Consider the following 26,047-nt stretch of genomic DNA (forward strand, 5'->3'; position numbering starts at 1 on the left):
TTTATCGTCTTGAGCATGGCCCCATCGGAAAACCGCTGCACAGTTTTCCGGATCATGCTCTAGCGCGTCGCGTCCGCCAGCCAGCCGAACACCGAGAAAACCAAGGGCTTTCGCTCCAGATTGTAGGTTTCGGTGTCGCGCGCGGCCCGGACGATCTTTTCCCATACCTCAGCTAGGCGCGCAAGGCGCGGCAGATTCTGGTTGGCATTCGCCTCGTCGGCGTGCAGGCGTTCCGCGATCCAGCGATCGATGCCGTCGATGAAGGCGGCAAGCGCAACGCGGTCGCTGGTGCCGAGCGATTCGCCGAGCGTGTGCAATTCGCGCGGATCGACCTGCGGCAGCCGCGCCAGCAGCGCGGCCGTGCGCTGCTGGAGCTTCAGGGCGTCACCGCCGAGCAGCGTCAGCGCCCGCGCGACGCTGCCCTCGGACGCCTCCGCCGCCTCGCGCAACGCCGGATCATTCGGGTCGAGATCGGCAGCTGTTGCGGCTGCAGCAATCACGTCGTCGGTTGCGAGCGCGCGCAGGCGCAGCTTGCGGCAGCGCGACTGGATTGTGGCGAGCACACGCGCCGGCGCGTGGCTCACCAGCAGGAACAGCGATTGCTGCGGCGGCTCCTCGAGAATTTTCAGCAGCGCGTTGGCGGCATTCGGATTGAGCTCGTCGACGGTGTCGACGATGCAGACACGCCAGCCTTCGGCCGCTGCGGTCGAGCCGAAGAAGCCGATCGTCTCGCGCGTCTCGTCCACGGTGATCACGGTGCGCATCACGCCGCGATCATTGGCGGTGCGCTCCAGCGTCAGCAGGCCACCATGCGAGCTCGCCGCCACCTGCCGCGCCACGGCGTCATCACGATTGATGGCGAGGTCTTCGGCGCGCTGCACGAAGGGAGCGGACGGCTGGCCGTGAGCGAGCACGAAGCGCGCCATCCGATATGCCAGCGTCGCCTTGCCGATGCCTTGCGGCCCGCCAATCAGCCAGGCATGCGGGATGCGCCCGCTGCGATAGGCGGCCAGCAGCGCGGTCTCGGCCTCGCGATGGCCGAACAGAACGCTCGTCTCGCGCGGATGAGACATGGCAGTTTCGCGCTCGGTCTGACGCGGGCTCATATGGACACCACCGATGCCGGCGTCGGAAGCAGGCGATCGCGCAGCGCGGTCCAGACGCGCCCGGCAACCGTGTCGGGGTCAGAATTGGCGTCGATCAGCACGCAGCGCGCAGGATCGTCCGCTGCGATCTTGCGATAGGCCTCGCGCAGGCCCTGATGGAAACCGAGCTTCTCGGCCTCGAACCTGTCTGGCGTGCCGCTGCCGCGGCGAGCGGCCGCGCGCTGCAAGCCGATCTCGACCGGCAGGTCCAGAATGATGGTGAGGTCCGGTTTGAGATCGCCGATCGTGACCCGCTGCATCGCGTTGATCAGCGCCGCCGGCACCTGGCCGAGGCTGCCCTGATAGGCCCGCGTCGAATCGGCGAAGCGGTCGCAGAGCACCCAGGTGCCCTGGTTGAGCGCAGGCTGGATCACGGTGCGGACATGGTCGTCGCGGGCCGCCGCGAACAGCAGCGTCTCGGCCTCGGGTCCGAGCAGCTTGCCCATGCCTGACAGCACGAGGTGGCGCATGATCTCCGCGCCGGGCGAGCCCCCCGGCTCGCGGGTGACGAGGATGCGCATCCTGGCCGCCTTGAGACGGTCGGCGAGCTTCTTGATCTGGGTCGACTTGCCCGTGCCCTCGCCGCCTTCAAAGGTGACGAAACGCCCGCGTCCGGACGGCCACTTGACCGCGCTTTCACTCATGATCAGAGCTTCTCGGCGCCCGCACGGAACATGCCGATCACGAGCTCGCTGGCGCCGTCGATTGCACGCCGTACGGTCGAGCCGGTGCCGATCGCGTCAGCGGCATAGACCGGCGTCTCCACCGCGATGTTGCCGCTGCGCCAGACCCTGACCAGCCCGACCTTCTGCCCAGCCTCGACCGGCGCGCGCACCGGACCGCTATAGACGACGCGCGCGATCAGCTTGTCGGTGCCGTTCTTGTGCACCATCACTTTCACGGGCGTCTTGGCGACCAGTTTCACCGAGCGGCTCTCGCCGCCGAACACCTTGGCGTAGCCGACGGGCTGATCGGCCGCGATCAGGGTGCGGGTCTCGAAATTGCGAAAACCCCATTCCAGCATCTTCTTGGCTTCGGTGGCGCGATCTTCGGGGTCTTCCAGCCCGTTGACGACGACGATCAGCCGCGTGCCGTTCTGCACCGCCGAGCCGACCATGCCGTAGCCGCCTTCCTTGGTGTAGCCGGTCTTCAGTCCGTCGGCGCCTTCCATCGAATTGAGCAGCGGATTGCGGTTGGGCTGGCGGATCTTGTTCCAGGTGTATTCCTTCTCGCCGAACAGTTTGTAGAATTCGGGGAAGTCGAGGATGATGTGCCGGGCGAGGATGCCGAGCTCGCGCACCGTCATCTTGTTGGCGGGGTCGGGCAAGCCGTTGGAATTGCCGAAGGTCGACTTCGTCAGGCCAAGCTCGCGGGCGCGCTTGGTCATGAAGTCGGCGGCGAAAATCCGTTCGTTACCTGCCATGGCTTCGGCCAGCGCAATGCAGGCATCGTTGCCGCTCTGGATGATCGCCCCGTGCAGGAGATCGTCGACCGTGACCTTGCTGTTGATCGCGGCGAACATGGTCGACCCGCCGGAGGGTGCGCCGCCCCTGCGCCAGGCGTTCTCGCTGATCCGGTATTCGTCGGTCAGCTTGATGTCGCCCTTCTTGATGGCGTTGAAGACGACCTCCGCGGTCATCAGCTTCATCATGCTGGAGGGGGCGCGCAGTTCGTCGGCGTTCTTCTCGAACAGCACGCTGCCGCTGGAGGCCTCGATCAGGATCGCGGTCGGGGCGTCGCCGTCGAAGCCGGCATCATCTGTTTTCTTGGCGCCCTGGACGCTCTGGTTGGCGGCGTAGAGCGCCCCGCCCCAGCCGATGGTCGCCACCAGAGCCGTCGCGATCAGCCCGCGCGCCAGCGCTCCGGCGGTGAACCGGGTGCGCCCAAACGAGGAAAGATGAAATTCCATGGCCAAGCCCTGAGAGCGGCGTTCTAACAGTTGGAGCGGGTGCGAACAACACGGGGTGGCCGCTTGTCCCGAGATTGCACGATTCTCGTCCCGCCCCTATCGTGGCACCTCAGATTTTCTGACCAAACCCCTGAAACAAGGCGGAAAAGCGATGTCCTCCACCCGCGTGATCAAGGCCAACGGCATCGATCTGTTCATCCGTGAAGCCGGTCAGGGTCCGCTGGTGGTGCTGTGCCACGGCTGGCCGGAACTCTCCTATTCCTGGCGCCACCAGATCCCGGCGCTGGCGCAGGCCGGGTTTCGCGTCGTCGCCCCTGACATGCGCGGCTACGGCCAAAGCTCAGCGCCGCCCGAGGCGACGGCCTATTCGATCTTCGACACGGTCGGCGACATCGTCGGCCTCGTGCAGGCGCTCGGCGAGAGCAAAGCGATGGTGGTCGGTCACGACTGGGGTGCTCCGGTGGCCTGGCACACGGCGCTGTTCCGGCCCGACATCTTCACGGCGGTCGCCGGCCTGAGCGTGCCGCCGCCGTTCCGCGGCCGCGGCAAGCCGCTTGACCTCCTGCGCCAGGGCGGCATCACCAATTTCTATTGGCAGTATTTCCAGGCGCCCGGCGTTGCCGAAGCCGAGTTCGAGCGTGACGTCGCGCGCACCATGCGCATCGTGCTCGGCGGGCGCGGCCTTGCCGATCCCACCGCAGCCATGTTCGTGCTGGACGGCAAGGGATTCCTCGGCCACTGCAACCCGGAGGAGCCTCTGCCGGCCTGGCTCAGCGAGACTGACCTTGCCTATTTCACCGAAACCTTCCGCAAGTCCGGTTTTCGTGGCGGGTTGAACTGGTATCGCAACCTCGACCGCAATTGGGAGCTGACGGCGCCCTGGCAGGATGCGCAGATCCATCAGCCCTCGCTCTTCATTGCCGGTTCGAAAGACGCCGTCATCACCGGCCTGATCGGAGCCAAGCGCATCAACGAGCTCGAGCGCGTGCTGCCCAATCTGAAACGAAAGCTGATCATCGAGGGCGCCGGCCATTGGGTCCAGCAGGAGCGGCCCGATGAGGTGAATGCGGCGCTGGTGAGTTTCCTGAAGGAAAGCGCCGCTCAGTAGAGGCCGCGGCCGCTCAGGATGCCGCGGGCCTCGGCAGCGCCGTCCGAGGCGTAGGCGCCGGACGGTGTGCTCTCGGTGGCATAGCGGCCGTCCCCGTCATAGGACACGGCGCGGGCGTTCTGGAGCGCCCGGCCCCGGTTGCGGCTCGAGGCCGACATTTCCGAGGTCGCACTGAGTGAAGCCATGTCGGCGGAGGTGTTGCCGAGATTGTAGGGCCGTCCCTCCGGCGTCGGAACTTCGCCGCGCATGGCACCGCGGTTCGACGACGGCAGCTCCGGCACGAACGGCCTCGCCGAGGCGACACGGACCATCGAGGGCGACGGCGCCGGGGTCCCGGTGCGCAAGGTGGCCATCAGCTGGCGGTCGTCGGAGCCTTCCAGCGGCGCCCGCCCGACATATTCGACACGAACCTTGGCGATCCCATTGCCTTTGAATTCAAGCAGTTCGGCGGCCTTGTTCGAGACGTCGATGAGCCGGTTGCCGTGATAGGGCCCGCGGTCATTGACGCGGACGATCAGCGACTTGCCGTTCGAAACGTTGGTCACCCGCGCATAGGAGGGCATCGGCAGGGTCGGATGCGCCGCCGTCAGCGAGCCCATGTCGAACACTTCGCCATTGGCGGTCAGGCGGCCGTGGAAATCGTCGCCGTACCAGGACGCCATTCCCTCGGCGCGGTAGTTGACGTCCTCTTCGGGAACATAGGTCCGGCCACCCACCACATAGGGCTTGCCGACGCGGTAGGCGCCGCCGCCCTTCGGGACCGGATCACCCAAAGCCACGACCCGGGGGCTCGAGGACACGCCGTATTTCGGATCGACCCGGCTGGCGAATTTGTTGGAGGATGCGCAATTGGCAAGCGCAAGGCAGGTCGCGACCGCCGCAACACCGCGCGCGGCCCGCAAAACCGAATCTGACCGTCGGATCCCCATTCGCCCCAAATACCACTTTGCCGGAGGCGTACCTAACCCGCTTTGACTACGGGCAGCGCTGTCCGGTCCTTTGCTCCAAGGCGGCCCACCACCGCGTCGGAAGTGGTAACGATAACGCAACCCGAACACGGCGGAAATGGGGAGCCCACAACGATCCCGCCGGGATGGTAAACGGGGCGTATGCGTTCGCCCCGTTGAACTACGGGGCGCGGGCGCCCTGCTCTGTGCCACGGCTGGACATTCTGTTGCGCCAAATCCTCACTCCACCCCCATTGTCGCGCCGCTCCCTGGAATTCTTTTGACTGTGCAAGGCCGCCCGCGTTTTCTCGCGTGCAGGGCGGAATGGAATGAGACGATGATCGAGACGGTTTCGGCACTGATGGGTTTGGTAAGCGCGGGGATCTTCCTGGCCCACGCGTTTGAAGGTTACCGCACGAGGGCCTGAGGCACTCGCGCGGACGGCAAGCATCACCCTTTCAAGACGGCGCGTTCGGACATTTTTAATCGATCCGATCGAGCATCGCAGACGAGAGCGGCAGGTGTCCCATGCGCAACCATGACCTCGTATCCGATGGCTTCCTGGCATTGACCGCCGGCGGTTTGGTCTTGCTGTGCTCCAGCCTCGTGGCATTGGCCTTCGCCTGAGCACCCAGCACGAAAAATACGCTTACCGCAGTCCAAGCAGCGAACGCCGATAGAGGCTGTCGCGGGCTTCGCTCAAGCAGACGAAGCTGCCGGTAAAACCCTGGCCGTACCGCTTCTGGCTTTTGCCGTAGTAGACACCTTTGCTGAAATCGAGCCAGACGACCCGGTCGTGCGGGCAATGACGCTGCGCCTGCGCCTCGTAGCGAAATGGCGTCAGCGGTGTGGCCGATACCTCAGCGCCGCCGCAGCCGACCAGGATTGCAGCAGCGAGCGCGATCGCGCCGGGCCATTTGCCGAAGCTGCTGCTAGATACTCCGCAAGATAGTCCGCAAGCCACCACCCGCCTCCCGATCCTGGCCGTCGCACGAAGGCCGCTCGGGCACGATAGCACGAAACAGCACGGTCCTCGGAAAGCGACAGGCGCCTCACGTCTTCCGCGGGCCATCTTGTCGGGTTACAGGAAGCGGGATGATCTTGGTGCGAGGATGCTGCTGAATGTCGGTTGAGCCTGGACCCGAACTCCGCACCGAACCGCGCCTGCCCTTGCCGCGCCTGGGCTTGATCGCGATGATCATCTTCGGCTCGCGCTGGCTGCAGCTGCCGCTCTATTTCGGTCTGATCGTGGCGCAATGCGTCTACATCGTGCTGTTCCTGAAGGAGCTCTGGCATCTGTCCTGGCACGCGATTGATCTCACCGAGCAGCAGATCATGATGAGCGTGCTGGCGCTGATCGACGTTGTGATGATCTCCAACCTGCTCGTGATGGTCATTGTCGGCGGCTACGAGACCTTCGTCTCGCGGCTCGACCTTCAGGGTCATCCGGACGAGCCGGAATGGCTCGGCCACGTCAACGCGAGCGTGCTGAAGATCAAGCTCGCCATGGCCATCATCGGCATCTCCTCGATCGCGCTCCTGCGCACCTTTATCGAGGCCGGCAATCTCGGGTCGAACCGCGCCGGATTCACCGAGACTGGCGTGATGTGGCAGGTGCTGATCCACCTCACCTTCATCGTCTCGGCCCTAGGCATAGCCTACGTCGACAAGCTCAGCGACTCCGGAATGCGCAAACATGCCGAGTAATGACCGCCCGCGCTCCGCCGATGGAGAGCTGTCTTTCAGGGCGGCACGCGCGGACGATGCGAAAGCGGTGTTCGACATCACCAAGGCTTCAATCGCAGGTCTGGCGCACGGATGCTATTCGCCGGCGCAGATCGAGAACTGGATGGGTGAGCGCACGCCCCGCTTCTACCAAGAGCTCATCGCCAGGGGACGCATGACCGTCTGCCTTCGCAACGGCGTCATCGTCGGCTTCGTCGACGCCGAGCCGGGCGAGGTCGCCCGATTGTTCGTACTGCCCGAGGCCGCCGGCTCCGGGCTTGGCCAGCGATTGCTCGACATCGGCGTCGCCCAGGCGCGTGACGGACATAGCGGACCAATCCGTCTCGAAGCCACGATCAATGCCGAAGTCTTCTACCAACGATACGGCTTCAGAAGCACTGGCAGAGGGCAATTCTCTCACGGCCTCGGCGGCGAGCCGATCGAGATCGTCTACATGGAGCTGTGAGCGCCGACGGCGCGCCGTTCAGGATTTTGCCGCGAGCTGCTGAACCGCCTGTTGCAGGCATTCCTGGAACTTCTGGCCGACCTGTTCGCGCGATACGCCCCTGGCGGCAAGATCGGCCGAGACTTTGCCCACGACGTCGTCCATCGACTGGTTCTCCAGATGGTCCGTCACCAACGCCGTCGCGTAGCTGGCCGCGGCATCGCCGCTGAGGCCGAGCTGGGTGGCGGCCCAGAGCCCGAGCAGCTTGTTGGACCGGGCCGTGGCCTTGAACATGAGTTCCTCGTCGTGGACGAATTGGGCCTCGAAGCCCTGCTCGCGCTTGTCGAACGTGGTCATGGTCAGCTCCATTTCGGTTTTCGCTGATCGGGGTCGGACTGGCTGGAAGCGAACGTCTCCGTGGTTCAAATCTGGATCGTTGGAAGCTTCCGGCGGAAGCCAAACGCCGTCAAGCCCGCTGGGCGTGCCCAGACCGGGTGTGTGCAGGTCACCCACCAGCTCTACGCCAGCCAACCCGGCTAGGCAGAGATGTTTACCATTGATTAAGCAGACTCAGCGCCCCATGGCCCGGAGACATCGAGAGCTGACGCATGAACAAAGAACTGCGGGAGTTTCGACGGCTTGAACGGGTCTGCCTTGAGCAGGCAGCCCTCTCCACCATGGACCTGGCGCGAAGCGGGTTGCTCAAGGTCGCCGACGATTGTCGCGTCGCAGCCGAAGCGATCGAGGCGCAATCGCCTCGCAGATCTTTCGCAACCGCCGTTCAGGCGCTGAAGCAGGCGTTGAGCGTGACGCGCGTCCCTCACCGGCACTGAGGCCGGCGCTCGCAGGCAAGGACATCTTTGACGGGGCGACAGCGCGCGGTCAGCCCTTGGCTTCCGTCTGTTCACGTGCCAACCGTTCGGCTCTCAGCCGCTCCTTGTTGGCATAAAACGCCTTCTGCGCCGCTTCATGATCGCGCATGGCTTTTTCGGCTTCGATACGGCGTGTCGCATCGCGCGCCTGCCGCTGTTCGGGGGTCAAGGGCTTGCGCCGGTAGGAAATGTCTTCCGTCATGGCCAGATAACGCGGGGGTCAGGAAAGGGTTCCCCTTGGTCCCGCCGGGCGGCAGCGTGGGCCGACTGCACAAATGTGCGAAAACAACCCCATGCACAGTAGCCAAGTCCTTCTGCAGAAAGAACTTTTCTATCGCGCTTAAGACGCGTTTGACCCGCCGGCGATCTCGATGTCTGCAATAACGGGCAAATGGTCTGAGTAAGCCCGCGCCCCTTCGTCGGTCCAAACCTTCCCGATCGGGCTGTCGGAGGTCGCATAGATCCGGTCAAGCCGCAGCAGGGGTAAATGCGACGGGAAAGTTCGCAGCCGCGTACGGTTTGGGCAGGCCTGCGCGAGCACGCGCCGCACCGATTTGATCCAGAACCAATCGTTGAAATCCCCGAGGACGACGGTCCTTCCGGGCTTCATCAGGCTCACCAGCGCGTGAGCCTGCGCATGGCGCTCGTGGATGCTCAAGCCGAGATGCGTGGCCACCACGCGGACATCGCCGACCGGCGTCAGCAGTCCCGCCGCGATCGCCCGGCGCGGCTCGCGCTCACGATACGACACGTCGACGATCTCGGGCGGGCCGGAGAATGGGAAGCGGCTCAGGAGCGTCTGGCCGTATTCGCCATCCGCCGTGACGATCGACTTGGCGTGAACACGGTGATCGCCGACGACACTCGCCAGCTTCGCAAACGGATCGTCAGATCGCGATCGCGAATCCACCTCCTGAAGCGCGACGACATCGGGAGCCCATTTGCGAATGATGGAACAGATACCTTCCAGATCGAACTTCGGATTGAGATTGAAGGTGCCATGCACATTCCACGTCATGAAGCGCATCGGCGCCATCATCGCCTCCCGGCGAGCCACGTCGCGACGAATTGCGCGCCGGCGCAGATCGCGAGCCAGCCCAGGAACGCCAGTGCGAGCAGCAATATGTTGACCCAGGACGCATTCCTGGCGAGATCTGCGATCTGAGCACCCAAAACTGCCATGGCGAGAATGCCCGGCGTCATGCCGAGCAGCGTTCCGACCAGGAAGTCACGCAGCGGCAGCGTGCTCGCGCCAGCCACGACATTCACCACCGAGAACGGCGCGATCGGAATCATCCGGATGACGACGACGGCCAGAATGCCCTTGCCGACAACACGCTCCTGGATGCGCGCGGTACGTCGTCCGAGCAAACGCTGCAGGCGCTCGCGGCCGAGTGCCCGTCCGATCGCAAACAGGACAAAGGCGCTGAGCACGACCCCCGTCATGGCGGTGACGAAGCCTAGCCATGGTCCGAGTGCGGCAGCAGTTGCCGCAATGAGCACGAGAACCGGAAACACGACCAGCCCGCCGACGACGAAAGCTGCAATCGCGAATGGCGGCCCCCAGACGGACTGCGAATAGGCGGACAGAAGCGACGACATCCGGCCCGCGTCGGCAAAATCGCTCAAGGACGTGTACGACCAGGCCATTGCGAGTCCGCAAAGCGCCACGGCTATCGAGACCATCCCGATGATCGTCTTCGTGCTCCACATGCGCGATGCCGCCCGCTCCAGATGAAGAGGCCGCTCAGGGTCCGCCACCGGCTGAACCATCGTGGCCAGAGCGCTGGTCAGGACCGAAGATTCCACGTCGCGCAGCGCCTTCGTCCCACCTTCTCTTGAGACGTCGTCCAGGAGCGCAAAAAGACGATCGTCGTTCTGCGCGACGGTCTGTTCATCGAGGCCGCAGAAATGGGCGATCAGGCGACGGCGGACCGAAGCGATGAAATTTCGATGCTCGTCCGATGTGGCTTCAAAGATCAGGTCACATTCGCTGTCGGCGCCCATCGATCGATTGTTTAGATTGGCCGAACCGATCCTCAAGATGAGATCGTCGACGATCATGAGCTTGCTGTGCACCATCACGGCCGCTTCCGTGTCCCCGTTCCCCGATACCGGATAGACGAAGCGGATGCGATCGGCGACGCCGGCCGAACTGAAGCAGTCGATGAAGGCGCCGCGGCCGTTCTGCATGGCCTGGGATTCCAGCCACGAGGAATGCAGTTTTGGCGTGACGACCACAACCCGAAGCGAAGGCACGCGCCGCATCTGCTCCGCCAATTCGCGCGCGATCTTGGTGGCGCTGGTGAACTGGTTCTCGATGTACACGAAGCTCGTCGCGGACCGGATCGCTGCGATCAACGAACGTTCGACCTCCCGGAGCGTCGAACCTGCCGGACAAACCACTTCGGTCCTGGCGATGCCCACCGGCATATGCTCAGCCTCGACCGGAACATTCGCCGGCCAGCGCAAGCTTTTCAGCGGGCGCCGATCGTCAATCTGTTGGCCTGCCGCGCGCCAGCGTTCCTCCGCGAGGTCGAACAGCCACGCCGCCGCATCCCCGTCGACCAGGCATTGAACATCATGAAACGGCAGGTATGGCTTGCCCTGGGGATCACAGCGCGACGCGTGATCGGCGCGATGATCACTCGTGTCCCAGCGCCTGATCGTCAGATCGAGCCCGCCGACGAACGCCAGTGAGCCGTCGACACAGACGATCTTCTGGTGTTGGGCCGACCCAAATGGAAGTGTGGAATCAAGATAAAACCGGACGCGGCCATCTGTGTCGGCGGTGAATTTCGCCGCGGAATTCCATTCCCTCTCGGAAGCGTAGAACGAGACAAAGTCCCAGATGAGAATGTTGATGCGCAAGGTGGGACGTCGCTGGACCAGCGCGCGCAGGAACGGGCCGAGCTGTTCCGGCAAGCCATCATCCGCTCGCCCGGACTCGCCGACCAGCCTGGTTTCACTATGGATATCCCAACCGACGATATAAACGAGGTCCTGCGCCTGCAGCAGGGCCTCCCGCAGGGCCGCGAAATAAGCGGCAGCATCGTTGAGAACCGCCACACGCCGCGCCTCGCACCGCCGCCAGACGGTGTCGCCGGGGATCAGGGTCGATGAGCTCTGAAGCAGGGAGGCCTCGCAATTTGCGTTCGCGTTGAAACGCGCTGAACGCGGAAGGGGTTCCCCAACCAGAACCAGGCTGACCGTTCGGCGTGTGCGGATTCCAGCGCCACAGTCTCCCCTCGCCGCTACTTGGTTCGGACAGTCTTTGCACCTGCGCCTTTCAAGGCGTCCGCAATCTTCTCGGGCGCATCGCCGTGAAAGTCCACGGAGACCTCGATTGGACCTTCCAGCTTCTGGTGCCCCTCCGGCGCAGGCGCGGCCTTGGCGTCAGGACCGGCGGTGCGTGTCCCCGACGTGTTCGCGCCACCGGCGGCCTGGACGAAGACGTCGCTTCGCGGCACGCCGCATTCCTGCACGACATGCTCAATCGCAAGCTCGGCGCCGCGGCGCGTGTCGAATTCTCCGATGATCGTACTTTCCAAGGGCGCCCTCCGTAGCTGGACGAGAGTGCGAACAACAGGCCAACCTGGGCCAGGTTCCTGAACGCGATTGCGTTCCTGGCAGCGTTTTAGGACGCGCGAACAAGAACCAATCCAAGAACCAATCCAAGAACCAATCATTGCGCGGGACGTTGAGTCCGCGATGTCAGACGCTTTTGATTATTTCCGGGCGCACGCGGTCCGGGCCCTTTGCAAGGCCCGGGCGATGCCGCGCGGACGAATGAAGCATCTCCAAACCGTCGTGGCCCGGATCTACCACCTGCTGACCAAAGAGGCTGCCTACGGGCCGAACCTGCAGCATATGGACGACTTCCGCGCAGCCCAGAAGCTCGAGAAATCGATCGACTGAACTGCAATGACGGTGAGGCTGCGTTCAGCTTCCCTTACGAGCTGTCCCTGCCTGCGACCCGCCAAGCCCGGGATTGATGGCGAGCGACGCACCGGCGGCGCCGCCGGCTTCATAGGCCGTCATCGATACCATCCGGCTGGCGCTGCGCTGGGTCCGCATCTTCAGGTCGAGTTTGTCGAACTCCGCATCGACCACCGAGGTCTTGAGAACCACCAGCCCGCGGCCGGCGCTTTCGTTGACCTGATCGCGACTGGCCTTGATCGCCACCAGCCTCTGCGCGATTGAGGCCACCATGCCGAGCGCGAAGGAAGCATTGGCCAGGTGCCGCTGCTGGTGCCGGAACCTGCTGTAGTCGATCGAAGTCTTGAAACGGCCGAGCTCGGCGCGCACGGCGCCGTCGATCAATTCAGCCAGATAATGCGCGACCTCGATATCCGCGCCGAGACCGAAGAACACATAGTGGTTCTCGCCGGCCGCGTTCTTCTCGCGCCAGACCCGACAATCGCAGAAATGAGCGATCGCGCCGATGCAGTCGTCCAGGGGAATACGCTTCTTGCGATGGGTCTCGTAAACCTTCCGTTCGCACGGTGACGCCCGCAGTTCGACGTCGGAGAGCGACAGATCATGGCGATCCAGCAGCTCGGCGACCTTGGCGGCCGCCGACAGCGCCTCGTCCTCGGTGCAGCCATTGGCGATCGTCTTGGCACGCAACGCCTGAATGCGGAGCTTCAGCTTGTCGAGCACGGCCGGATTGGATGTTGGATTCACGGATCACCTGCCCCGGAAAGCCTGACCGATAGACCCCCGGTCGGATCGACTGGCGGAAGGGGTGGGATTCGAACCCACGGTACCCTTGCGGGCACGCCGGTTTTCAAGACCGGTGCCTTAAACCACTCGGCCACCCTTCCGGAGCAACAATTTCAGAGGGTTAGCAGCGGCGCGAGCTGAACGAAAAAAGGCCGTTACTACCGCTTTACTACCCAACGTGGTCAGTGAGTGCTCTTTACGGTGAGACCCATAGCGCCGTCAACGCTCGACCCTTCGGACTGGCACCAAGTAAGACCTACAGGGGCTTCTGTTCCGGGAACTTGCCGAGCCACTCGCCGACTTCGTCAGGCGCGCATGACGTCCAGAAGTCAACGAAATCGTGCGTTTGAGATCGATCGATCGAGCATTCGGTCGCATAATTGCCGTCGAGGTTTCCAGATGAGCGAGCCACACGCCACCGGTGGGAAATCGGCCAGCAAAGGCGCCTATGGTGCGCATCTGGCAGCCAGTTTCCGTTTGCCCGAACCTCCCACCCATGTCCGTCGTACCTTGCAGCGAGGGACCATCGCTGTCTCGGTGCTGAGAGGAGGAGCCACAGGAAAGCCAAGCGGCTCGCTCGGTTTTCTCGACGCCTATCAGGTGATCGTTCCACTCAAAAGTATTCGGCAGGAATTCTGGCAAGGCAGTCGGTTCGTCTCATCCGATCCCGTGCAAGGTGGAACAACCTACATCATCGATCTTAGAGAAGATCCTCGGGTCCTTTGTCGGAATCCCGGCGGCACTGTGCACTTTTACATGCCGATTTCGACCATGAAGGCCTACGCCGAACAGAATGACTTACCGGCATTCGCGGATTTCATCCATCGGCCGACGACCGGCCATGACGATCCTGTCATGCGTCATCTCTCCGAGACGGCTCTTGCGGCCTTGGACCGGCCCCACGCGACGACCGGACTTCTGCTCGATTCGATCCTTGATGCTGCGTGCATCAACGTGCTCGGACAATATGCGACGTTGAATGGCGCAAACAAAACTCGAACATACGGGCTGGCAGCATGGCAGGAACGTCGTGCGAAAGACCTAATAAACAGCCAGCTCGACGTCTCCATGGCCGAACTCGCCCGGGAATGCCGCATTTCGGTCGCCCATTTCGGTCGGGCCTTCAAGCGCACCACCGGAATGTCACCTCATCAGTGGCAGCTCGGTCGTCGCATGCAGCGGGCACAAGCAATGCTGTCAGGGTCGACGCTTTCGATAGCCGAGATTGCCCTTGCGTGCGGATTTTCCAGCCAAAGCCATTTCACCAATTCCTTCACGGAGAATGTGGGTGTCGGCCCCGGGCGTTGGCGTCGATCAGGTGACCAACCAGAGACCATCGATAACGGCTAAGGCCGGCGCCCTTCGACCAATGGATAGCCCGGGCGGATCAGTTTTCCGCAACCTGCGTCACAATTCTGGAAGATTTTACCTGCGATTCTGGAAGATTTCGCCTGCGCCCTGCGCACGATATTTATCGACCGGGGAAAGGGAGTCGCAGGTGGCAGTTCATGCGAAGGTTCGAGCCGAAGCCCCCTCGCCCTTATCGCCCCAGCGCGACAACGATCTTCATTCAGGAGAAACGACGACGTCGTTCGGAAACTTCCGCCTGGACCGCGCGCGCCGCTTGCTGACCAAGGACGGAAAGCCGGTGCGGATCGGCTCTCGCGCGCTCGACCTGTTGATCGTCCTGATTGATCGCGCCGGCGAGGTCGTCAGTCGGCGCGAGTTGGTCGATCTCGCATGGCGAGGCGTGGCCGTCGACGATGCGGGTGTCAGAGTACACATTGCATCGCTTCGCCGCGTTTTGGGAGACGGTCGCGACGGTGCACGCTACATCGTCAATGTCAGCGGTGTAGGTTACAGCTTCGTCGCATCCGTCACGCGAGAGGCCACCGAGGCGCCGTCTCTGCCGACCGCATCCCCGGCGCCCCGGCTCACGGGCCGCGTGCCGCCACCACCCCGGTTGCTGGTCGGCCGCGACGATGTTGTCAACAGCCTGGTCGAACTTCTCCTTGAACGTCGGTTCGTAAGTATCGTCGGCTCCGGAGGCATCGGGAAAACTACAACCGCGACAGCCGTTGCGGACCGTTTGCGAGCGGAGTTTGGTGACGACAATATTGCTTTTGTCGATCTCGGCGCCGTCTCTGACCCCGAACGGATACCCGAGGCTATCATCTCGGCAATTGGCTGCCGGATCGGAGGCGCCGATCCCGTTGAGGAGATTTTGAACTTCCTCACCGGCAGACGCGTGCTGATCATCTTTGATAGTTGCGAGCATCTCCTCGATTCAACATCCGGTCTGGCCGCGCGCTTGTTTCAACAAGCTCCAGCTGTCCATCTGCTGACGACGTCGCGAGAAGCGCTGCGTGTCGACGGCGAGACGATCCATTTGCTAAGCCCTCTCGCCTGCCCGATGGAGGAGTGCCCCACCGCAGCGCAGGCGCTGGCCACGCCAGCCGTGCAACTCTTCCTGGATCGCGCCAAGTTTAGCGGATTCAATGGCGAGCTGAGCGATATCGAGGCGCCGATCGTCTCCGGAATATGCCGAAGAACCGACGGAATTGCACTGGCAATCGAAATGGCGGCCAGCAGGGTTGGCACCTACGGTATTTCTGGGGTCGCCAACCTGATTGTCGGTAACGTTGACCTCGGCCTGGTTGGTCGCCGCGACGCGGCTCCCCGACATCGAACGCTCGAATCGATGCTCGACTGGAGCTTCAGGCTTCTCAATCGAGAGGAACAGCGCGTCCTATCCGCCCTCTCCATGCTCGTCGGTCTGTTCACAATGGACGCCGCGTGTTCGATCACGAACAATGGCGACCATGATAGCGCCAACGTCTCCAGAACGATCATGAGCTTGATCGACCGGTCTCTCGTCTGGGTTCATCGGGAAGGTGACACCGTCTTCTATCGGCTTCCCGACACGACTCGGGCATACGCGGCCGCCAAGCTGGCCGAGACCGAACAGACTGAATCGATTGCCGCGCGCCACGCGCTCTATTTTTCGAAGCTGTTCAAGGCCACCGCGCTCGAGCACGGCACCTATGCTGATATTGGACGTCACGCGCCGCATGTCGGAAATTTGCGAAAGGCACTCGAATGGACATTTTCCAACGAGAAGTCCCGCCCGCTTGGCGTTCAGCTTGCGGCCGACACCGCCCCGCTCTTTCTCGGTCTCTGGTTGTTGAACGAATGCCGGCACTGGTCACAACTGGCATTAAGCTTTAAAGACGACCTCGGCGAAATTCCCGAGAGCGAAGCGCGCCTGCAGGAAGCGCTGGCGGTGTCCACGATGTACACCCTCGGAAATACGCCGGAGGTTCGGAATGCCCTGGAGCGTGGGTTGGTTCTCTCCGAGGCTCTCGGGCAAGCGCCCCAACAGCTTCGCCTTCTGGGCGACCTGGCCCTCTTCTTCAACCGAACTGGCGATTTCGGAGCGGCGCTGGCCGCCGTGAAGCGCAGCGGAGCCATCGCAGAACGCAGCGATTCTCCTGAAGATCGCATCAATGCTGAATGGCTGATGGCAGCTTCCAGTCATATGGCAGGCGACCAACTGGCAACGATCGCCCACTACGAGCGCGGTTCCAGGCTTGAAGCCACGACCGGCCGCGCGAAAATCAATCTGTTCGGATACGACGATCGCCTGAGGGCCCAGATCTCGCTGGCACGCTGCGTCTGGCTCCGCGGATCCCCCGATAGCGCCTGCAAGCTGGCCATCAAGGCCATGGACGATGCGGCGGAGATATCTCTGCCAAGCAACTACACCATGGCGATCACCCACTCCGTACCTGTCTTGCTTTGGAGCGGCAACACCGTTGAGTCGGCCCTGTATATCGAGCGCTTGCTTGTACACGCCGAACGTTTATCGATCAAAACTCACACGTCTGCCGCATTGGCGCTGAGGGGAGAATGGCTCTTGATGACCGGAGACTTCTCGACCGGAGTTGAGACATTGCGACAAGCGCTCGAACGGCTTAGCCGCGAGCGCCTGCACATGCTCACTCCAACAGCGTCGATAGCTCTGGCGGATGGGCTATCCCAGTGCGGAAATCATGACGAGGCGCGCGCGACGATCGACGGCGCCCTGTCATCGGCCCGGGAAATGAATCAGCAATTCTACCTTCCGAGCCTTCTGCGCACACAAGGCCAAATTATCTTGAGAAGCCCCCAACCGGACTTCGAATCCGCCGAGTCATCCTTGCGCAAGTCCATTGAAATTGCGGGAATGCAGGCCTCCCCTGGTTGGGAATTAAAGGCTGCCGTGCCGCTGGCACGCTTGTTGATACAAACTCGCCGCATCCACGAAGCCCTCGCCCTCATCGGCCCAATCTATCGCGCGCATTCGGAGAAAACGGGCTCGACCGATCTCGTCGCCGCCGCAAGCATTCTGGAGGCGCCGTGCGACTTCCACGTCTGATCGGGTCGACCTCCCAGCCCGCCGTCCGTCTTGACGATCTCTCATCGGCAGATAACGGGGCCACGCAAATAGCGAGACCCCGGTTTGATTTCAAGGAGTCCGCACAGCCGTTGCGGGCAGCTAGATCGCCATGCCGCCCGAGACCTCGATTCGCTGGGCGTTGATCCAGCGGTTGTCCTCGGACAGCAGCGAAGCAATCATCGGCCCGACGTCGTCCGGGACACCAGGACGTCCGAGCGCAGTCATATCGGCGACACGTTTGTTAAGTGCTGGATTGTCGCGCACAATACCACCGCTGAAGTCGGTCTGCATTGCGCCGGGGGCCACAGCATTCACGGCGATCCCACGCGGGCCCAGTTCTTTGGCTTGATAACGCGTAAGGACCTCAATGGCGCCCTTCAACGCGCCGTACGGCGCGCTGCCGGGAATGATGATCCGGGCGAGGCCGCTGGAGATGTTCACGATCCTGCCGCCGTCTCTGATGAGCGGAAGCAATTTCTGCGTCAGGAAAAACACGCCCTTGAAATTCACCCTGTAGAGGGCATCGAGTTCGTCCTCAGTCGTCATTTCAAACGAATTGTGATGTGAAATGCCGGCATTGTTGACCAGATAATCGAAATGCGTTGCTCCGAGGCAAGCCAGGGCTTCCCGCACCTGCGCGACAAAGCCGCCAAATGCGCTCACGTCGCCGACATCCAGCTGCAAAGGTATGGCGCGGGATTCCATCTCTCTAACTTGCGCAGTCACCATGTCAGCTTCATTGCGTGCCGACTTGTATGTGAAGATGGTATCGACACCTCTGCGGGCAAGGCTGACCATCGTGTTACGCCCAAGACCGCGGCTGCCCCCCGTGACGATGGCGATTCGTCTACGCTGTTCCATCTGAATTCTCCTTGATCCTCGCGGCCCTTATCCTAAATGCCACGAGGTCAAGATAGCGATGGGGCACCCTCCCGCGCGTTGTGAATTGCTAAGAATTGCTAAGACGACCAATGCACCTCAATGGAGCAACGTGACGCCACACTCTCCGTTCGACAGTGACTGCCTCTTTCGAGATATAGCAATATTTTGCAATCGATAACCCATATCGATCCGCCTTCAGACGTATCTTTCCCTTTATCGCACATGTTGAGGTTTCACGATCGCAATGGCCGCGAAACCCGGAAAGAACGGATGATGTCCATCGGCACACAAGTGGAGCGATCGTTCAATCGTCGAGACTGTCCCTTGCGAGATGAAAGTCTACTCGAAACGGAGGGCCTCTACCAGGAACAGTCCTGGCGTCGAGTCCACCCCGGCGTCGTCGCCAGAGACATCGTAATCTCGCGCTGGACCAACCTGCAGGATGCCACACTGCGTGCCGAAGCGACGACACCACCCGATCAATATTTTTTGGGAATCGCGCTCAAGGCGTCCCGCCTGACATTCGCCGGCGATGGGCAGGCGATCTTCGATGGCAACATGCCGGCAGGCACGCTGTACGTCTCGGCGCCGTCGAAGCGAATCATCGCGCAATTTCACTCGCCGTGTGACTTCCTGCACTTCCGCGTTTCTGCCGACTACATGATTTCACAGCAATCGACGCGACAGTTACTCGCGGCCGAAAGCATGAATGAACTGGTATTGTTGCGTGATCCTCTCGTCGATCAACTTGCAAAGGTGCTGACCGGGTATGGGGACACGACCAACAGGGAGTTTGCACGTTGCATAGGCCGGACCCTCGCCATGCATGTGGCTCGGCTCGAAGGCCCACAGATCAAGGTCAATGGCTTGCCCAAGTGGCGTCTGCGTCGTGTCGAAGAGTACGTCAAAGCGCATTTCGACCGCGACATCGGTCTTTCCGACCTCGCAAACATCGCCGGTCTCTCTCGCATGCACTTCGCGGCGCAATTCCGAATTGCGACTGGCTACCGTCCGCATGAATATCTCCAGCATCAGCGCATCGAACGTGCCAAGTCACTATTATCAAACACCGAAACGCCGCTGGTCGAGGTCGCGCTTGCCGTTGGCTTCTGCACGCAGGCGCATTTTTCCACGGTGTTCAAACGCACGACAGGCGAAACGCCTGCGCGCTGGAGATCAGAAAGCAAGAATGCTTTCTCTTCGGTTCAAAAAGCTGCGCGGTGTGAGCACGCGGGACGCGCAGCCACCCAGACCGCAGCCGCGAGGCCATGCGAATCGGGAAATGGCTCGCATTCGCGAAACATGTTCCCGGCCGCGAAGCCCGGTTTGGTGTCGCTTCCGTTTCCAGGCCTCATTTGCCGCCCTCAAAAGCGAAACGGCGCCCCGTAAGGAGCGCCGCTTGAATTTTTCGTAGCTTCGCCGGCTCAGTACCCGCAGGACGCGCAGCCCATCTGCACCGGGGCGTAATAGGAATAGCCCGGCTGGACCATCTCGACGCGTTGGCGCGTGGCGTATTGGGGCGGGATGCGTTCGTACTGGACGCTGGGCGGCGCCACCATCACGGTCTGCGGCACCATCACGGTGCGGTACTGCGCCGGCGCGCGGTGCGCCACGACGGCGCCTGGCGACACCATCACGGTCTCGTCGACGGTGCGGTATTGCGGCTGCACATATTGCTGCTGGTAGCAGGTCGTGCACGGCGGCGGCGTGTAGCAATTGTAGCAGCCGGCGGAGGCCGCGCTCGTCATGGAAATCGCAGCGACGACGGTCGAGAAAACGACAGCGAGAGTGCGAGACATTATTGTGGTGCCCCAATTGCCCGAAATGGATTTGCGAAGGTCGCTGCAGTATACGCCGCAAAACCTTGCTTTGCCGAAGTTCGTCGGGGCATCCTTAATGCAAACGGCCGGCTTGCGCCGGCCGTTCAGAACTTGTTGACCATGCGCGATGCGCGAAAGTTGCATCACGCCCGCACGAGACGCTGTTACCTCGAGCGCCGCTTCACTTCGCGCACCGCGCCGCGCGCGGCGCTGGTGGTGAGCGCGGCGTAGGCCTGAAGCGCGGTCGAGACGTTGCGCTTGCGGCCGATCGCCTGCCAGGCGGTGTCGCCCTTCGCTTCTTCCGCGGCGCGGCGCTTGGCCAGCTCCTCGTCGGAGACATCGAGGGTGATGCTGCGGTTCGGGATGTCGATGGCGATGCGATCGCCGGTCCTGACGAGACCGATGTTGCCGCCTTCGGCCGCTTCCGGCGACAGATGGCCGATCGACAGGCCCGACGAGCCGCCCGAGAAGCGTCCGTCGGTGACGAGCGCGCAGGCTTTGCCCAGCCCCATCGATTTCAGATAGCTGGTCGGATACAGCATCTCCTGCATGCCGGGGCCGCCGCGCGGGCCTTCATAGATGATGACCACGACCTCGCCGGCGACGACCTTGCCGCCCAGAATGCCTTCGACGGCCGCGTCCTGGCTCTCGAACACGCGGGCGGGGCCGGAGAATTTCAGGATCGAGGCGTCGACGCCGGCGGTCTTCACGATGCAGCCGTCCTGCGCGAGATTGCCGTAGAGCACGGCAAGACCGCCGTCCTTGCTGAAGGCGTGCTCGAGGTTGCGGACGACGCCCTTCTCGCGGTCGGAATCGAGCTCGTCGTAACGACGCTCCTGGCTGAACGCGACCTGCGTCGGGATGCCGCCGGGCGAGGCCCGGAAGAAGGTGCGGACAGACTCGCTCTTCGAGCGCTTGATGTCCCAGCGCTCCAGCGCGTCCCTCATGGTCGGCGCGTGCACGGTCGAGACCGAGGTGTCGATCAGGCCGGCGCGATCGAGCTCGCCCAGGATGCCCATGATGCCGCCGGCGCGATGGACGTCCTCGACATGCACGTCGGCGACCGACGGTGCGACCTTGCACAGCACGGGCACGCGCCGCGAGAGACGGTCGATGTCCTGCATGGTGAACTTGACCTCGCCTTCATGGGCGGCGGCGAGCAGATGCAGCACGGTGTTGGTCGAGCCGCCCATCGCGATGTCCAGCGTCATCGCGTTCTCGAACGCCTTGAAGTTCGCGACATTGCGCGGCAGCACCGAGGCGTCGTCCTGCTCGTAGTGGCGGCGCACGATGTCGACGATGGTGTGGCCGGCCTCGACGAACAGGCGTTTGCGATCGGCGTGGGTTGCGACCACCGTGCCGTTGCCGGGGAGCGCAAGGCCAAGGGCTTCCGTGAGGCAGTTCATCGAATTGGCCGTGAACATGCCCGAGCACGAACCGCAGGTCGGGCATGCCGAGCGCTCGATCACCTTGACGTCCTCGTCGCTGACCTTGGAGTCGGCGGCTGCGACCATGGCATCGATCAGGTCGACCGCCTTGGTCTTGCCCTGCAGCGTGACCTTGCCGGCCTCCATCGGTCCGCCCGAGACGAACACCGCGGGGATGTTGAGCCGCAGCGCCGCCATCAGCATGCCGGGCGTGATCTTGTCGCAATTGGAGATGCAGACCATGCCGTCGGCGCAATGGGCATTGACCATGTACTCGACGCTGTCGGCGATCAGCTCGCGCGATGGCAGGCTGTAGAGCATGCCGTCGTGGCCCATGGCGATGCCGTCGTCGACCGCGATGGTGTTGAACTCTTTCGCCACGCCGCCGGCCTGCTCGATCTCGCGGGCGACGAGCTGGCCGAGGTCCTTGAGATGGACGTGGCCGGGCACGAACTGGGTGAAGGAATTGACCACCGCGATGATCGGCTTGCCGAAATCGCCATCCTTCATGCCGGTTGCGCGCCAGAGGCCGCGGGCGCCCGCCATGTTGCGGCCGTGGGTGGTGGTGCGGGAGCGATAGGCTGGCATGGCGGTTTCCGTCCTCGGGTTTGGCCGGCCGGGCGGGGCAAATTTTCGAAGCCGCTCAGGCCTTTCCGGCCGGATAGCGCACGGGGGGAACGCGCGCAACGGGAACTTGAGCCGGACAGGGCTCCCCTGCTCCCGGCGCGGGCTCTTCGTAGCTCGGATGGAGCGCAGCGCAATCCGGGGCAAGTGCGCGCCGGGGGCGAGACCGGCCCCCGCGATTACGCTTCGCTCCATCCAGGCTACAAGAGCGCCCTTGGCTCTATTGCAGCTCGGGATCGAGCCGGTCGCGCAGCCAGTCGCCGATCACGGAGACCGCCAGCGTGGTCACCACGATGGTGGTGGCCGGCGCCAGCATGATCCAGGGTGCCCGGGTCAGGTACTCGCGGCCGTAGCCCACCATGTTGCCGAGGCTGGTCATCGGCGGCTGCACGCCGAGGCCGAGAAACGACAGGCCCGACTCCATCAGGATCACCTCGGGAAAGACCAGCGTGGTCGACACGATCAGGGTCGAGGCGATGTTGGGCAGGATATGCCGGAGGTAAATCCGCGCCGGCGTCGCGCCGAGCTGCCGGACCGCCGCCGCATAGCCTTGGGCATTGGCGGAAATGGCAAGGCCGCGCGCGATCCGGGCGTAGCGCTCCCAGCCGAAAAATCCCATCAAGCCGATCAGGAGCGGCAGCGAATTGCCGAAGAAGGCCAGCACCGCGAGCGCCATGATCAGGAAGGGCATGCTGGCCTGGAAGTCGGACAACATCAGCACCAGCTGCTCGACGGGCCCGCGGAAATGCGCGGCGAGGAAACCGAGCGTGGTGCCGACGATGGCCGAGATCGCCGTGGCGCCAAACGCGATCAGGAGCGAGATGCGGATCGAGACGAGCAGCCGCGATAGCACGTCGCGGCCGAGCTCGTCGGTACCGAGCCAGTGCGCGACATTGCCGGGTGTAGCGAGACGATTGCGCAGGTCGAGCTGGGTATAGCCGTAGGGGGCGATCTTCTCGGCGTAGGCCGCGATCACCAGCATCGCGACGATCCAGCCGATCGCGATGGCGACCGAGACCGGGATCGCCGGGAGACTGATGCGGCGGCGGACAGACGTGTCCTTCAGCGTGGTGTCAGTCATGCGTGCGCCCCCTTGGCGCGCAGCCGCGGGTCGAGGAAGCCGTAGAGGAAGTCGACGATCAGGTTCGAGGTGACCATCGTCATCGCCACCAGCAACAGGATGCACTGCACGACGGCGAGGTCGCGGTTGGCGACGGCGACGACGAGCAAGCGCCCCACCCCCGGCCACGAAAACACGCTCTCGACCACGACCGCGCCCGCGATCAGCGTGCCCACCATGAAGCCCAGAATGGTGACGGTCGGGATCGCCGCGTTCGGCAGTGCGTGCGATGTCACGACTTTTCGCCACGGCACGCCCTTCGCCGAGGCGGTGCGGATATAGGGCTGGCCCAGGACCTCCAACATGGCGCTGCGGGTGAAGCGCGCCAGCACCGCGGCGCCGCCAAGGCTGAGTGTCACGATCGGCAGGATGGCGTGACGCCAGCTGTCCTGCCCGCCCGAGGGCAGCCATCCGAGCTGCACGGCGAAGACGAGCACGAGCAGCAGCGCCAGCACGAAGCTCGGCACGGTGAAGCCGGCGACCGCCGTCATCATCACCGCGCGGTCGATTCCCGAGCCACGGTGCAGCGCCGCGTAGATGCCGGCGGGAATGCCGAGCGCGACCTTGAATGCGAAGGCCGGCAGCGTCAGCGCCAGGGTTGCCGGAATCCGCTCCAGCACAAGCTCGATCGCAGGCCGGCCGTCACGCATGGAACGGCCGAGCTCGCCTTTGGCGATCGCGCCAAAATAGTCGAGATACTGAAACCAGATGGGATCATCGAGCCCCCACGCCTTGCGGAAGGCGGCGAGGACTTCCGGCGGCGCTTCCGGTCCCAAAATCATCAGCGCGGGATCGCCCGAGAGACGCAGCACCACGAAGGCGAAGGTGACGACAAGCACGATCGTCAACGCCGCGCGTCCGATCCGAATGGCGAAATAGCGTCCCATCAGGCCGCGTCCCGCGTCTCGACTTGCGGCCCGGTCACGAGATGACAGGCGACCTGCCTGTTGCCGCCGACGTTGGACAGCGCTGGTACCTCGCTTGCACAACGCGTGATCGTGCGCGGGCAGCGCGGATGGAAGGCGCAGCCTTGAGGACGGGCCGCCGGGTTCGGCGGATCGCCTGCCAGCACAATGCGGCCTGCGCTGCGGCGGCCCGGCGCGGGCGATGCCGAGACCAGTGCTTGCGTGTACGGGTGCTCCGGCCGCGCGAACAGATCATCGGCGCACCCGATCTCGACGATGCGGCCGAGATACATCACGGCCACCACATTGCTGATCTGCCGGACGACCCGCAAATCGTGGCTGATGAAGAGCAAGGTCAGCGCAAGCTGCGCCTGGAGATCGGCGAGCAGATTCACCACCTGCGCCTGGATCGAGACGTCGAGCGCGCTGACCGGCTCGTCACAGACCAGGAAATCCGGCTTTGTCGCCAGCGCCCGCGCCAGCACGATGCGCTGGCGCTGTCCGCCGGAGAGCGCACCCGGATAGCGCGCACCATGTGCGGGTGTCAGTTCGACCGCGCGCAGCAATTCGCGGACCCGCTCCTCGCGCTCGAGGGGCGTCCCGAGACCGTGAATGTCCAGAGGCTCACGGATTTGGGCGGCGACCGGCAACCGCCGGTCCAGCGCCCCCAGCGGATCCTGGAAGATCATCTGCATGTGCGCGCGTTGCGCACGCCATGCGGTCGTTCCGGGCGTTGCCATCGGCTTGTCGTCGAACCGCACCTCGCCGTGATCCGGCGGCTCGAGGCCGAGCACGATGCGGCCGGTGGTCGACTTTCCCGAGCCGGACTCGCCGACGAGGCCCAGCGTCTCGCCCCTGGGAATCGTCAGCGACACGCCATGGACTGCATGAATGGCGGCACTTCGGCCGAACATCCCGGAGCGCATGCTATAACTGCGCGAAATCGAGGACACTTCGACGAGCGGACGGCTCATTCGGCGGCGATCCCGAGCAGTGCGCGACGCGAAGCCTCGGCGCGGATGCAGGCCACGGCGCGATCCTCCGCGATCGGCGCGAGGCTTGGAGCCACAATGCCGCACGGCGCTTCTGCCAGCGCACAACGCGGCGCGAAGGCACAGCCATCAGGCATGCTCGCGGGATCGGGCACCGTTCCGGGAATGGCGGTCAGGCGGCGCCTCGGTCCGTCGAGCGGCGGCAGCGCACCGATCAGGCCCTGCGCATAGGGATGGACGGGATCGGCGAATAGCTGGTTCGCCGGCGCCTCCTCGACAATGCGGCCCGCATACATCACGGCCACGCGGTCGCAGTTTTCCGCGACCACGCCGAGATCGTGGCTGATCAGGACCATCGCCATGCCCATCTCGCGGCGGATAGTCGAGAGCAGTTCTAAAATCTGCGCCTGAATCGTGGCGTCGAGCGCCGTAGTCGGCTCATCCGCGATCAGCAGGTCTGGATTTCCGGCGAGCGCCATCGCGATCATGATGCGCTGGACCTGGCCGCCGGAAAATTCGTGCGGATAGGCTTCGAGCCTGCGCGTCGCGTCGGGAATGCCGACCAGATCGAGCAGCCGCCGCGCTTCCGCTTTCACCGCGCCACCCGAGATATCGCGATGCAGCGCCAAGGACTCGCAGAGCTGCTTGCGGATGGTCAGCACGGGATTGAGTGCGCTCGCGGGATCCTGGAAGATCATGGCGACGCGCCCGCCCCTGATACGGTCGAGCTCGGCGGCGGGCGCACCGAGGATCTCGCGACTGTCGAGACGAACGGAGCCCGAGACGCGGGCATTCCGCGGCAACAGGCCGAGGGCCGCAAGCCACGTCACCGACTTACCCGATCCGGACTCGCCGACGAGGCCAAGCGCCTCGCCCTTGTGCAAGGCGAGATCGACACCGCGCAGGACTGGCACGCCGTGGAAGGCGACGCTGAGGTCCTTGATGCTGATCAGCGGCGCCACC

The 26,047-nt window shown here is 63.6% G+C and carries 26 protein-coding genes and 1 tRNA gene; 8 read left to right on the forward strand and 19 right to left on the reverse strand.

Features of this window, described 5'->3' with window-relative positions; all coding sequences use genetic code 11:
* Positions 1 to 59 precede the first annotated feature (59 nt).
* The 3 genes from FXB41_RS29715 to FXB41_RS29725 are packed head-to-tail and all read right to left on the reverse strand — an operon-like array spanning position 60 to position 3,054.
* Positions 60 to 1,106 (reverse strand): DNA polymerase III subunit delta', encoded by a 1,047-nt coding sequence (locus FXB41_RS29715; RefSeq protein WP_007591080.1) that lies wholly within the window; start codon positions 1,104 to 1,106, stop codon positions 60 to 62.
* Positions 1,103 to 1,789, reverse strand: a complete 687-nt coding sequence (gene tmk, locus FXB41_RS29720; RefSeq protein WP_007591078.1) for a dTMP kinase — start codon at positions 1,787 to 1,789, stop codon at positions 1,103 to 1,105. Before tmk ends, FXB41_RS29715 begins: the two co-directional genes overlap by 4 nt.
* A 2-nt stretch (positions 1,790 to 1,791) precedes the next feature.
* Positions 1,792 to 3,054: a D-alanyl-D-alanine carboxypeptidase family protein gene (locus FXB41_RS29725; RefSeq protein WP_219684313.1), complete on the reverse strand. Its 1,263-nt coding sequence runs from the start codon at positions 3,052 to 3,054 to the stop codon at positions 1,792 to 1,794.
* Positions 3,055 to 3,205: 151 nt separating this feature from the next.
* On the opposite strand from FXB41_RS29725, the gene FXB41_RS29730 reads away from it, so the two are divergent.
* Positions 3,206 to 4,162, forward strand: a complete 957-nt coding sequence (locus FXB41_RS29730; protein WP_219684315.1) for an alpha/beta fold hydrolase — start codon at positions 3,206 to 3,208, stop codon at positions 4,160 to 4,162.
* Here the strand turns inward: FXB41_RS29730 and FXB41_RS29735 are convergent.
* Together FXB41_RS29735 and FXB41_RS29740 are read right to left on the reverse strand one after the other, a co-directional pair.
* Positions 4,156 to 5,091, reverse strand: a complete 936-nt coding sequence (locus tag FXB41_RS29735; protein ID WP_219684316.1) for a septal ring lytic transglycosylase RlpA family protein — start codon at positions 5,089 to 5,091, stop codon at positions 4,156 to 4,158. The two genes, FXB41_RS29730 and FXB41_RS29735, sit on opposite strands and share 7 nt — an antisense overlap.
* A gap of 667 nt (positions 5,092 to 5,758) precedes the next feature.
* The gene (locus FXB41_RS29740; protein WP_219684317.1) at positions 5,759 to 6,073 is read right to left on the reverse strand and encodes a hypothetical protein; all 315 of its coding nucleotides are present in this window, start codon (positions 6,071 to 6,073) and stop codon (positions 5,759 to 5,761) included.
* 158 nt (positions 6,074 to 6,231) lie between these two features.
* Between FXB41_RS29740 and FXB41_RS29745 the strand changes: the two genes are divergently transcribed.
* Both FXB41_RS29745 and FXB41_RS29750 read left to right on the forward strand, forming a co-directional pair.
* The gene (locus FXB41_RS29745; protein ID WP_007591065.1) at positions 6,232 to 6,816 is read left to right on the forward strand and encodes a TIGR00645 family protein; all 585 of its coding nucleotides are present in this window, start codon (positions 6,232 to 6,234) and stop codon (positions 6,814 to 6,816) included.
* The gene (locus tag FXB41_RS29750) at positions 6,806 to 7,300 is read left to right on the forward strand and encodes a GNAT family N-acetyltransferase (protein WP_219684319.1); all 495 of its coding nucleotides are present in this window, start codon (positions 6,806 to 6,808) and stop codon (positions 7,298 to 7,300) included. Before FXB41_RS29745 ends, FXB41_RS29750 begins: the two co-directional genes overlap by 11 nt.
* An 18-nt stretch (positions 7,301 to 7,318) precedes the next feature.
* Here the strand turns inward: FXB41_RS29750 and FXB41_RS29755 are convergent, their stop codons facing one another.
* A complete protein-coding gene (locus tag FXB41_RS29755) occupies positions 7,319 to 7,636 on the reverse strand; it encodes a DUF1476 domain-containing protein (RefSeq protein WP_007591062.1) in 318 nt (105 codons plus the stop codon).
* A gap of 251 nt (positions 7,637 to 7,887) precedes the next feature.
* Here FXB41_RS29755 and FXB41_RS29760 point away from each other — a divergent pair, with 251 nt between their 5' ends.
* Positions 7,888 to 8,112, forward strand: a complete 225-nt coding sequence (locus FXB41_RS29760; RefSeq protein WP_007591061.1) for a hypothetical protein — start codon at positions 7,888 to 7,890, stop codon at positions 8,110 to 8,112.
* Between the two features lie 49 nt (positions 8,113 to 8,161).
* Here the strand turns inward: FXB41_RS29760 and FXB41_RS29765 are convergent, their stop codons facing one another.
* The 4 genes from FXB41_RS29765 to FXB41_RS29780 all read right to left on the reverse strand — a co-directional run bounded on the left by FXB41_RS29765 (position 8,162) and on the right by FXB41_RS29780 (position 11,702).
* Positions 8,162 to 8,353 (reverse strand): hypothetical protein, encoded by a 192-nt coding sequence (locus tag FXB41_RS29765; RefSeq protein WP_007591059.1) that lies wholly within the window; start codon positions 8,351 to 8,353, stop codon positions 8,162 to 8,164.
* Positions 8,354 to 8,491: 138 nt separating this feature from the next.
* Positions 8,492 to 9,187 carry an endonuclease/exonuclease/phosphatase family protein gene (locus FXB41_RS29770; RefSeq protein ID WP_219684320.1) on the reverse strand — a complete coding sequence of 232 codons (696 nt, stop codon included), beginning with the start codon at positions 9,185 to 9,187 and terminating at the stop codon, positions 8,492 to 8,494.
* A complete protein-coding gene (locus FXB41_RS29775; protein WP_219684321.1) occupies positions 9,187 to 11,220 on the reverse strand; it encodes a VTT domain-containing protein in 2,034 nt (677 codons plus the stop codon). The genes FXB41_RS29770 and FXB41_RS29775 overlap by 1 nt, the downstream gene beginning before the upstream one ends.
* 185 nt (positions 11,221 to 11,405) lie before the next feature.
* A complete protein-coding gene (locus tag FXB41_RS29780; RefSeq protein ID WP_219684322.1) occupies positions 11,406 to 11,702 on the reverse strand; it encodes a hypothetical protein in 297 nt (98 codons plus the stop codon).
* Between the two features lie 160 nt (positions 11,703 to 11,862).
* Between FXB41_RS29780 and FXB41_RS41805 the strand changes: the two genes are divergently transcribed.
* On the forward strand, positions 11,863 to 12,069 hold the full coding sequence (locus FXB41_RS41805) for a hypothetical protein (RefSeq protein ID WP_007591053.1): 207 nt from the start codon (positions 11,863 to 11,865) through the stop codon (positions 12,067 to 12,069).
* Positions 12,070 to 12,093: 24 nt separating this feature from the next.
* On the opposite strand, the gene FXB41_RS29790 is transcribed toward FXB41_RS41805, so the two are convergent.
* On the reverse strand, positions 12,094 to 12,837 hold the full coding sequence (locus FXB41_RS29790) for a DUF7168 domain-containing protein (protein ID WP_219684323.1): 744 nt from the start codon (positions 12,835 to 12,837) through the stop codon (positions 12,094 to 12,096).
* A 50-nt stretch (positions 12,838 to 12,887) separates the two neighbouring features.
* Positions 12,888 to 12,977, reverse strand: a tRNA-Ser gene (locus tag FXB41_RS29795).
* A gap of 298 nt (positions 12,978 to 13,275) precedes the next feature.
* On the opposite strand from FXB41_RS29795, the gene FXB41_RS29800 reads away from it, so the two are divergent.
* Both FXB41_RS29800 and FXB41_RS29805 read left to right on the forward strand, forming a co-directional pair.
* Positions 13,276 to 14,226 carry a helix-turn-helix domain-containing protein gene (locus FXB41_RS29800; protein ID WP_219684324.1) on the forward strand — a complete coding sequence of 317 codons (951 nt, stop codon included), beginning with the start codon at positions 13,276 to 13,278 and terminating at the stop codon, positions 14,224 to 14,226.
* Positions 14,227 to 14,374: 148 nt separating this feature from the next.
* The gene (locus FXB41_RS29805) at positions 14,375 to 17,293 is read left to right on the forward strand and encodes an ATP-binding protein (protein ID WP_219684325.1); all 2,919 of its coding nucleotides are present in this window, start codon (positions 14,375 to 14,377) and stop codon (positions 17,291 to 17,293) included.
* 120 nt (positions 17,294 to 17,413) lie between these two features.
* Here FXB41_RS29805 and FXB41_RS29810 read toward each other — a convergent pair whose 3' ends face one another.
* Positions 17,414 to 18,175, reverse strand: coding sequence for an SDR family NAD(P)-dependent oxidoreductase (locus tag FXB41_RS29810; protein ID WP_219684327.1), 762 nt, complete (start codon positions 18,173 to 18,175; stop codon positions 17,414 to 17,416).
* 294 nt (positions 18,176 to 18,469) lie between these two features.
* Here FXB41_RS29810 and FXB41_RS29815 point away from each other — a divergent pair, with 294 nt between their 5' ends.
* On the forward strand, positions 18,470 to 19,585 hold the full coding sequence (locus FXB41_RS29815; RefSeq protein WP_219684369.1) for a helix-turn-helix domain-containing protein: 1,116 nt from the start codon (positions 18,470 to 18,472) through the stop codon (positions 19,583 to 19,585).
* 35 nt (positions 19,586 to 19,620) lie between these two features.
* On the opposite strand, the gene FXB41_RS29820 is transcribed toward FXB41_RS29815, so the two are convergent.
* From FXB41_RS29820 to FXB41_RS29845, 6 genes are all read right to left on the reverse strand, one after another.
* Entirely contained in the window at positions 19,621 to 19,944 is a 324-nt protein-coding gene (locus FXB41_RS29820; protein WP_219684370.1) for a hypothetical protein, read from the reverse strand.
* 236 nt (positions 19,945 to 20,180) lie between these two features.
* Entirely contained in the window at positions 20,181 to 22,031 is a 1,851-nt protein-coding gene (gene ilvD / locus FXB41_RS29825) for a dihydroxy-acid dehydratase (RefSeq protein ID WP_219684328.1), read from the reverse strand.
* A 256-nt stretch (positions 22,032 to 22,287) separates the two neighbouring features.
* A complete protein-coding gene (locus FXB41_RS29830; protein ID WP_219684330.1) occupies positions 22,288 to 23,148 on the reverse strand; it encodes an ABC transporter permease in 861 nt (286 codons plus the stop codon).
* Positions 23,145 to 24,074 (reverse strand): ABC transporter permease, encoded by a 930-nt coding sequence (locus tag FXB41_RS29835; protein WP_219684331.1) that lies wholly within the window; start codon positions 24,072 to 24,074, stop codon positions 23,145 to 23,147. Before FXB41_RS29835 ends, FXB41_RS29830 begins: the two co-directional genes overlap by 4 nt.
* Complete coding sequence (locus FXB41_RS29840) at positions 24,074 to 25,066, reverse strand: ABC transporter ATP-binding protein (RefSeq protein ID WP_219684333.1); 993 nt, start codon at positions 25,064 to 25,066, stop codon at positions 24,074 to 24,076. Before FXB41_RS29840 ends, FXB41_RS29835 begins: the two co-directional genes overlap by 1 nt.
* Positions 25,063 to 26,046, reverse strand: coding sequence for an ABC transporter ATP-binding protein (locus FXB41_RS29845; protein WP_007590957.1), 984 nt, complete (start codon positions 26,044 to 26,046; stop codon positions 25,063 to 25,065). Before FXB41_RS29845 ends, FXB41_RS29840 begins: the two co-directional genes overlap by 4 nt.
* Position 26,047: the final 1 nt, after the last annotated feature.

Source organism: Bradyrhizobium canariense (assembly GCF_019402665.1).
GTDB lineage: Bacteria > Pseudomonadota > Alphaproteobacteria > Rhizobiales > Xanthobacteraceae > Bradyrhizobium > Bradyrhizobium canariense.

Bases quoted from the DNA above. Each gene is read 5' to 3' on its own strand.
- FXB41_RS29715 (WP_007591080.1), bottom strand. From the start codon at position 1,106: ATGAGCCCGCGTCAGACCGAGCGCGAAACTGCCATGTCTCATCCGCGC.
- tmk (WP_007591078.1), bottom strand. From the start codon at position 1,789: ATGAGTGAAAGCGCGGTCAAGTGGCCGTCCGGACGCGGGCGTTTCGTC.
- FXB41_RS29725 (WP_219684313.1), bottom strand. From the start codon at position 3,054: ATGGAATTTCATCTTTCCTCGTTTGGGCGCACCCGGTTCACCGCCGGA.
- FXB41_RS29730 (WP_219684315.1), top strand. From the start codon at position 3,206: ATGTCCTCCACCCGCGTGATCAAGGCCAACGGCATCGATCTGTTCATC.
- FXB41_RS29735 (WP_219684316.1), bottom strand. From the start codon at position 5,091: ATGGGGATCCGACGGTCAGATTCGGTTTTGCGGGCCGCGCGCGGTGTT.
- FXB41_RS29745 (WP_007591065.1), top strand. From the start codon at position 6,232: ATGTCGGTTGAGCCTGGACCCGAACTCCGCACCGAACCGCGCCTGCCC.
- FXB41_RS29750 (WP_219684319.1), top strand. From the start codon at position 6,806: ATGCCGAGTAATGACCGCCCGCGCTCCGCCGATGGAGAGCTGTCTTTC.
- FXB41_RS29755 (WP_007591062.1), bottom strand. From the start codon at position 7,636: ATGACCACGTTCGACAAGCGCGAGCAGGGCTTCGAGGCCCAATTCGTC.
- FXB41_RS29760 (WP_007591061.1), top strand. From the start codon at position 7,888: ATGAACAAAGAACTGCGGGAGTTTCGACGGCTTGAACGGGTCTGCCTT.
- FXB41_RS29765 (WP_007591059.1), bottom strand. From the start codon at position 8,353: ATGACGGAAGACATTTCCTACCGGCGCAAGCCCTTGACCCCCGAACAG.
- FXB41_RS29770 (WP_219684320.1), bottom strand. From the start codon at position 9,187: ATGGCGCCGATGCGCTTCATGACGTGGAATGTGCATGGCACCTTCAAT.
- FXB41_RS41805 (WP_007591053.1), top strand. From the start codon at position 11,863: ATGTCAGACGCTTTTGATTATTTCCGGGCGCACGCGGTCCGGGCCCTT.
- FXB41_RS29800 (WP_219684324.1), top strand. From the start codon at position 13,276: ATGAGCGAGCCACACGCCACCGGTGGGAAATCGGCCAGCAAAGGCGCC.
- FXB41_RS29810 (WP_219684327.1), bottom strand. From the start codon at position 18,175: ATGGAACAGCGTAGACGAATCGCCATCGTCACGGGGGGCAGCCGCGGT.
- FXB41_RS29815 (WP_219684369.1), top strand. From the start codon at position 18,470: ATGTCCATCGGCACACAAGTGGAGCGATCGTTCAATCGTCGAGACTGT.
- FXB41_RS29820 (WP_219684370.1), bottom strand. From the start codon at position 19,944: ATGACGAGCGCGGCCTCCGCCGGCTGCTACAATTGCTACACGCCGCCG.
- ilvD (WP_219684328.1), bottom strand. From the start codon at position 22,031: ATGCCAGCCTATCGCTCCCGCACCACCACCCACGGCCGCAACATGGCG.
- FXB41_RS29830 (WP_219684330.1), bottom strand. From the start codon at position 23,148: ATGACTGACACCACGCTGAAGGACACGTCTGTCCGCCGCCGCATCAGT.
- FXB41_RS29835 (WP_219684331.1), bottom strand. From the start codon at position 24,074: ATGGGACGCTATTTCGCCATTCGGATCGGACGCGCGGCGTTGACGATC.
- FXB41_RS29840 (WP_219684333.1), bottom strand. From the start codon at position 25,066: ATGAGCCGTCCGCTCGTCGAAGTGTCCTCGATTTCGCGCAGTTATAGC.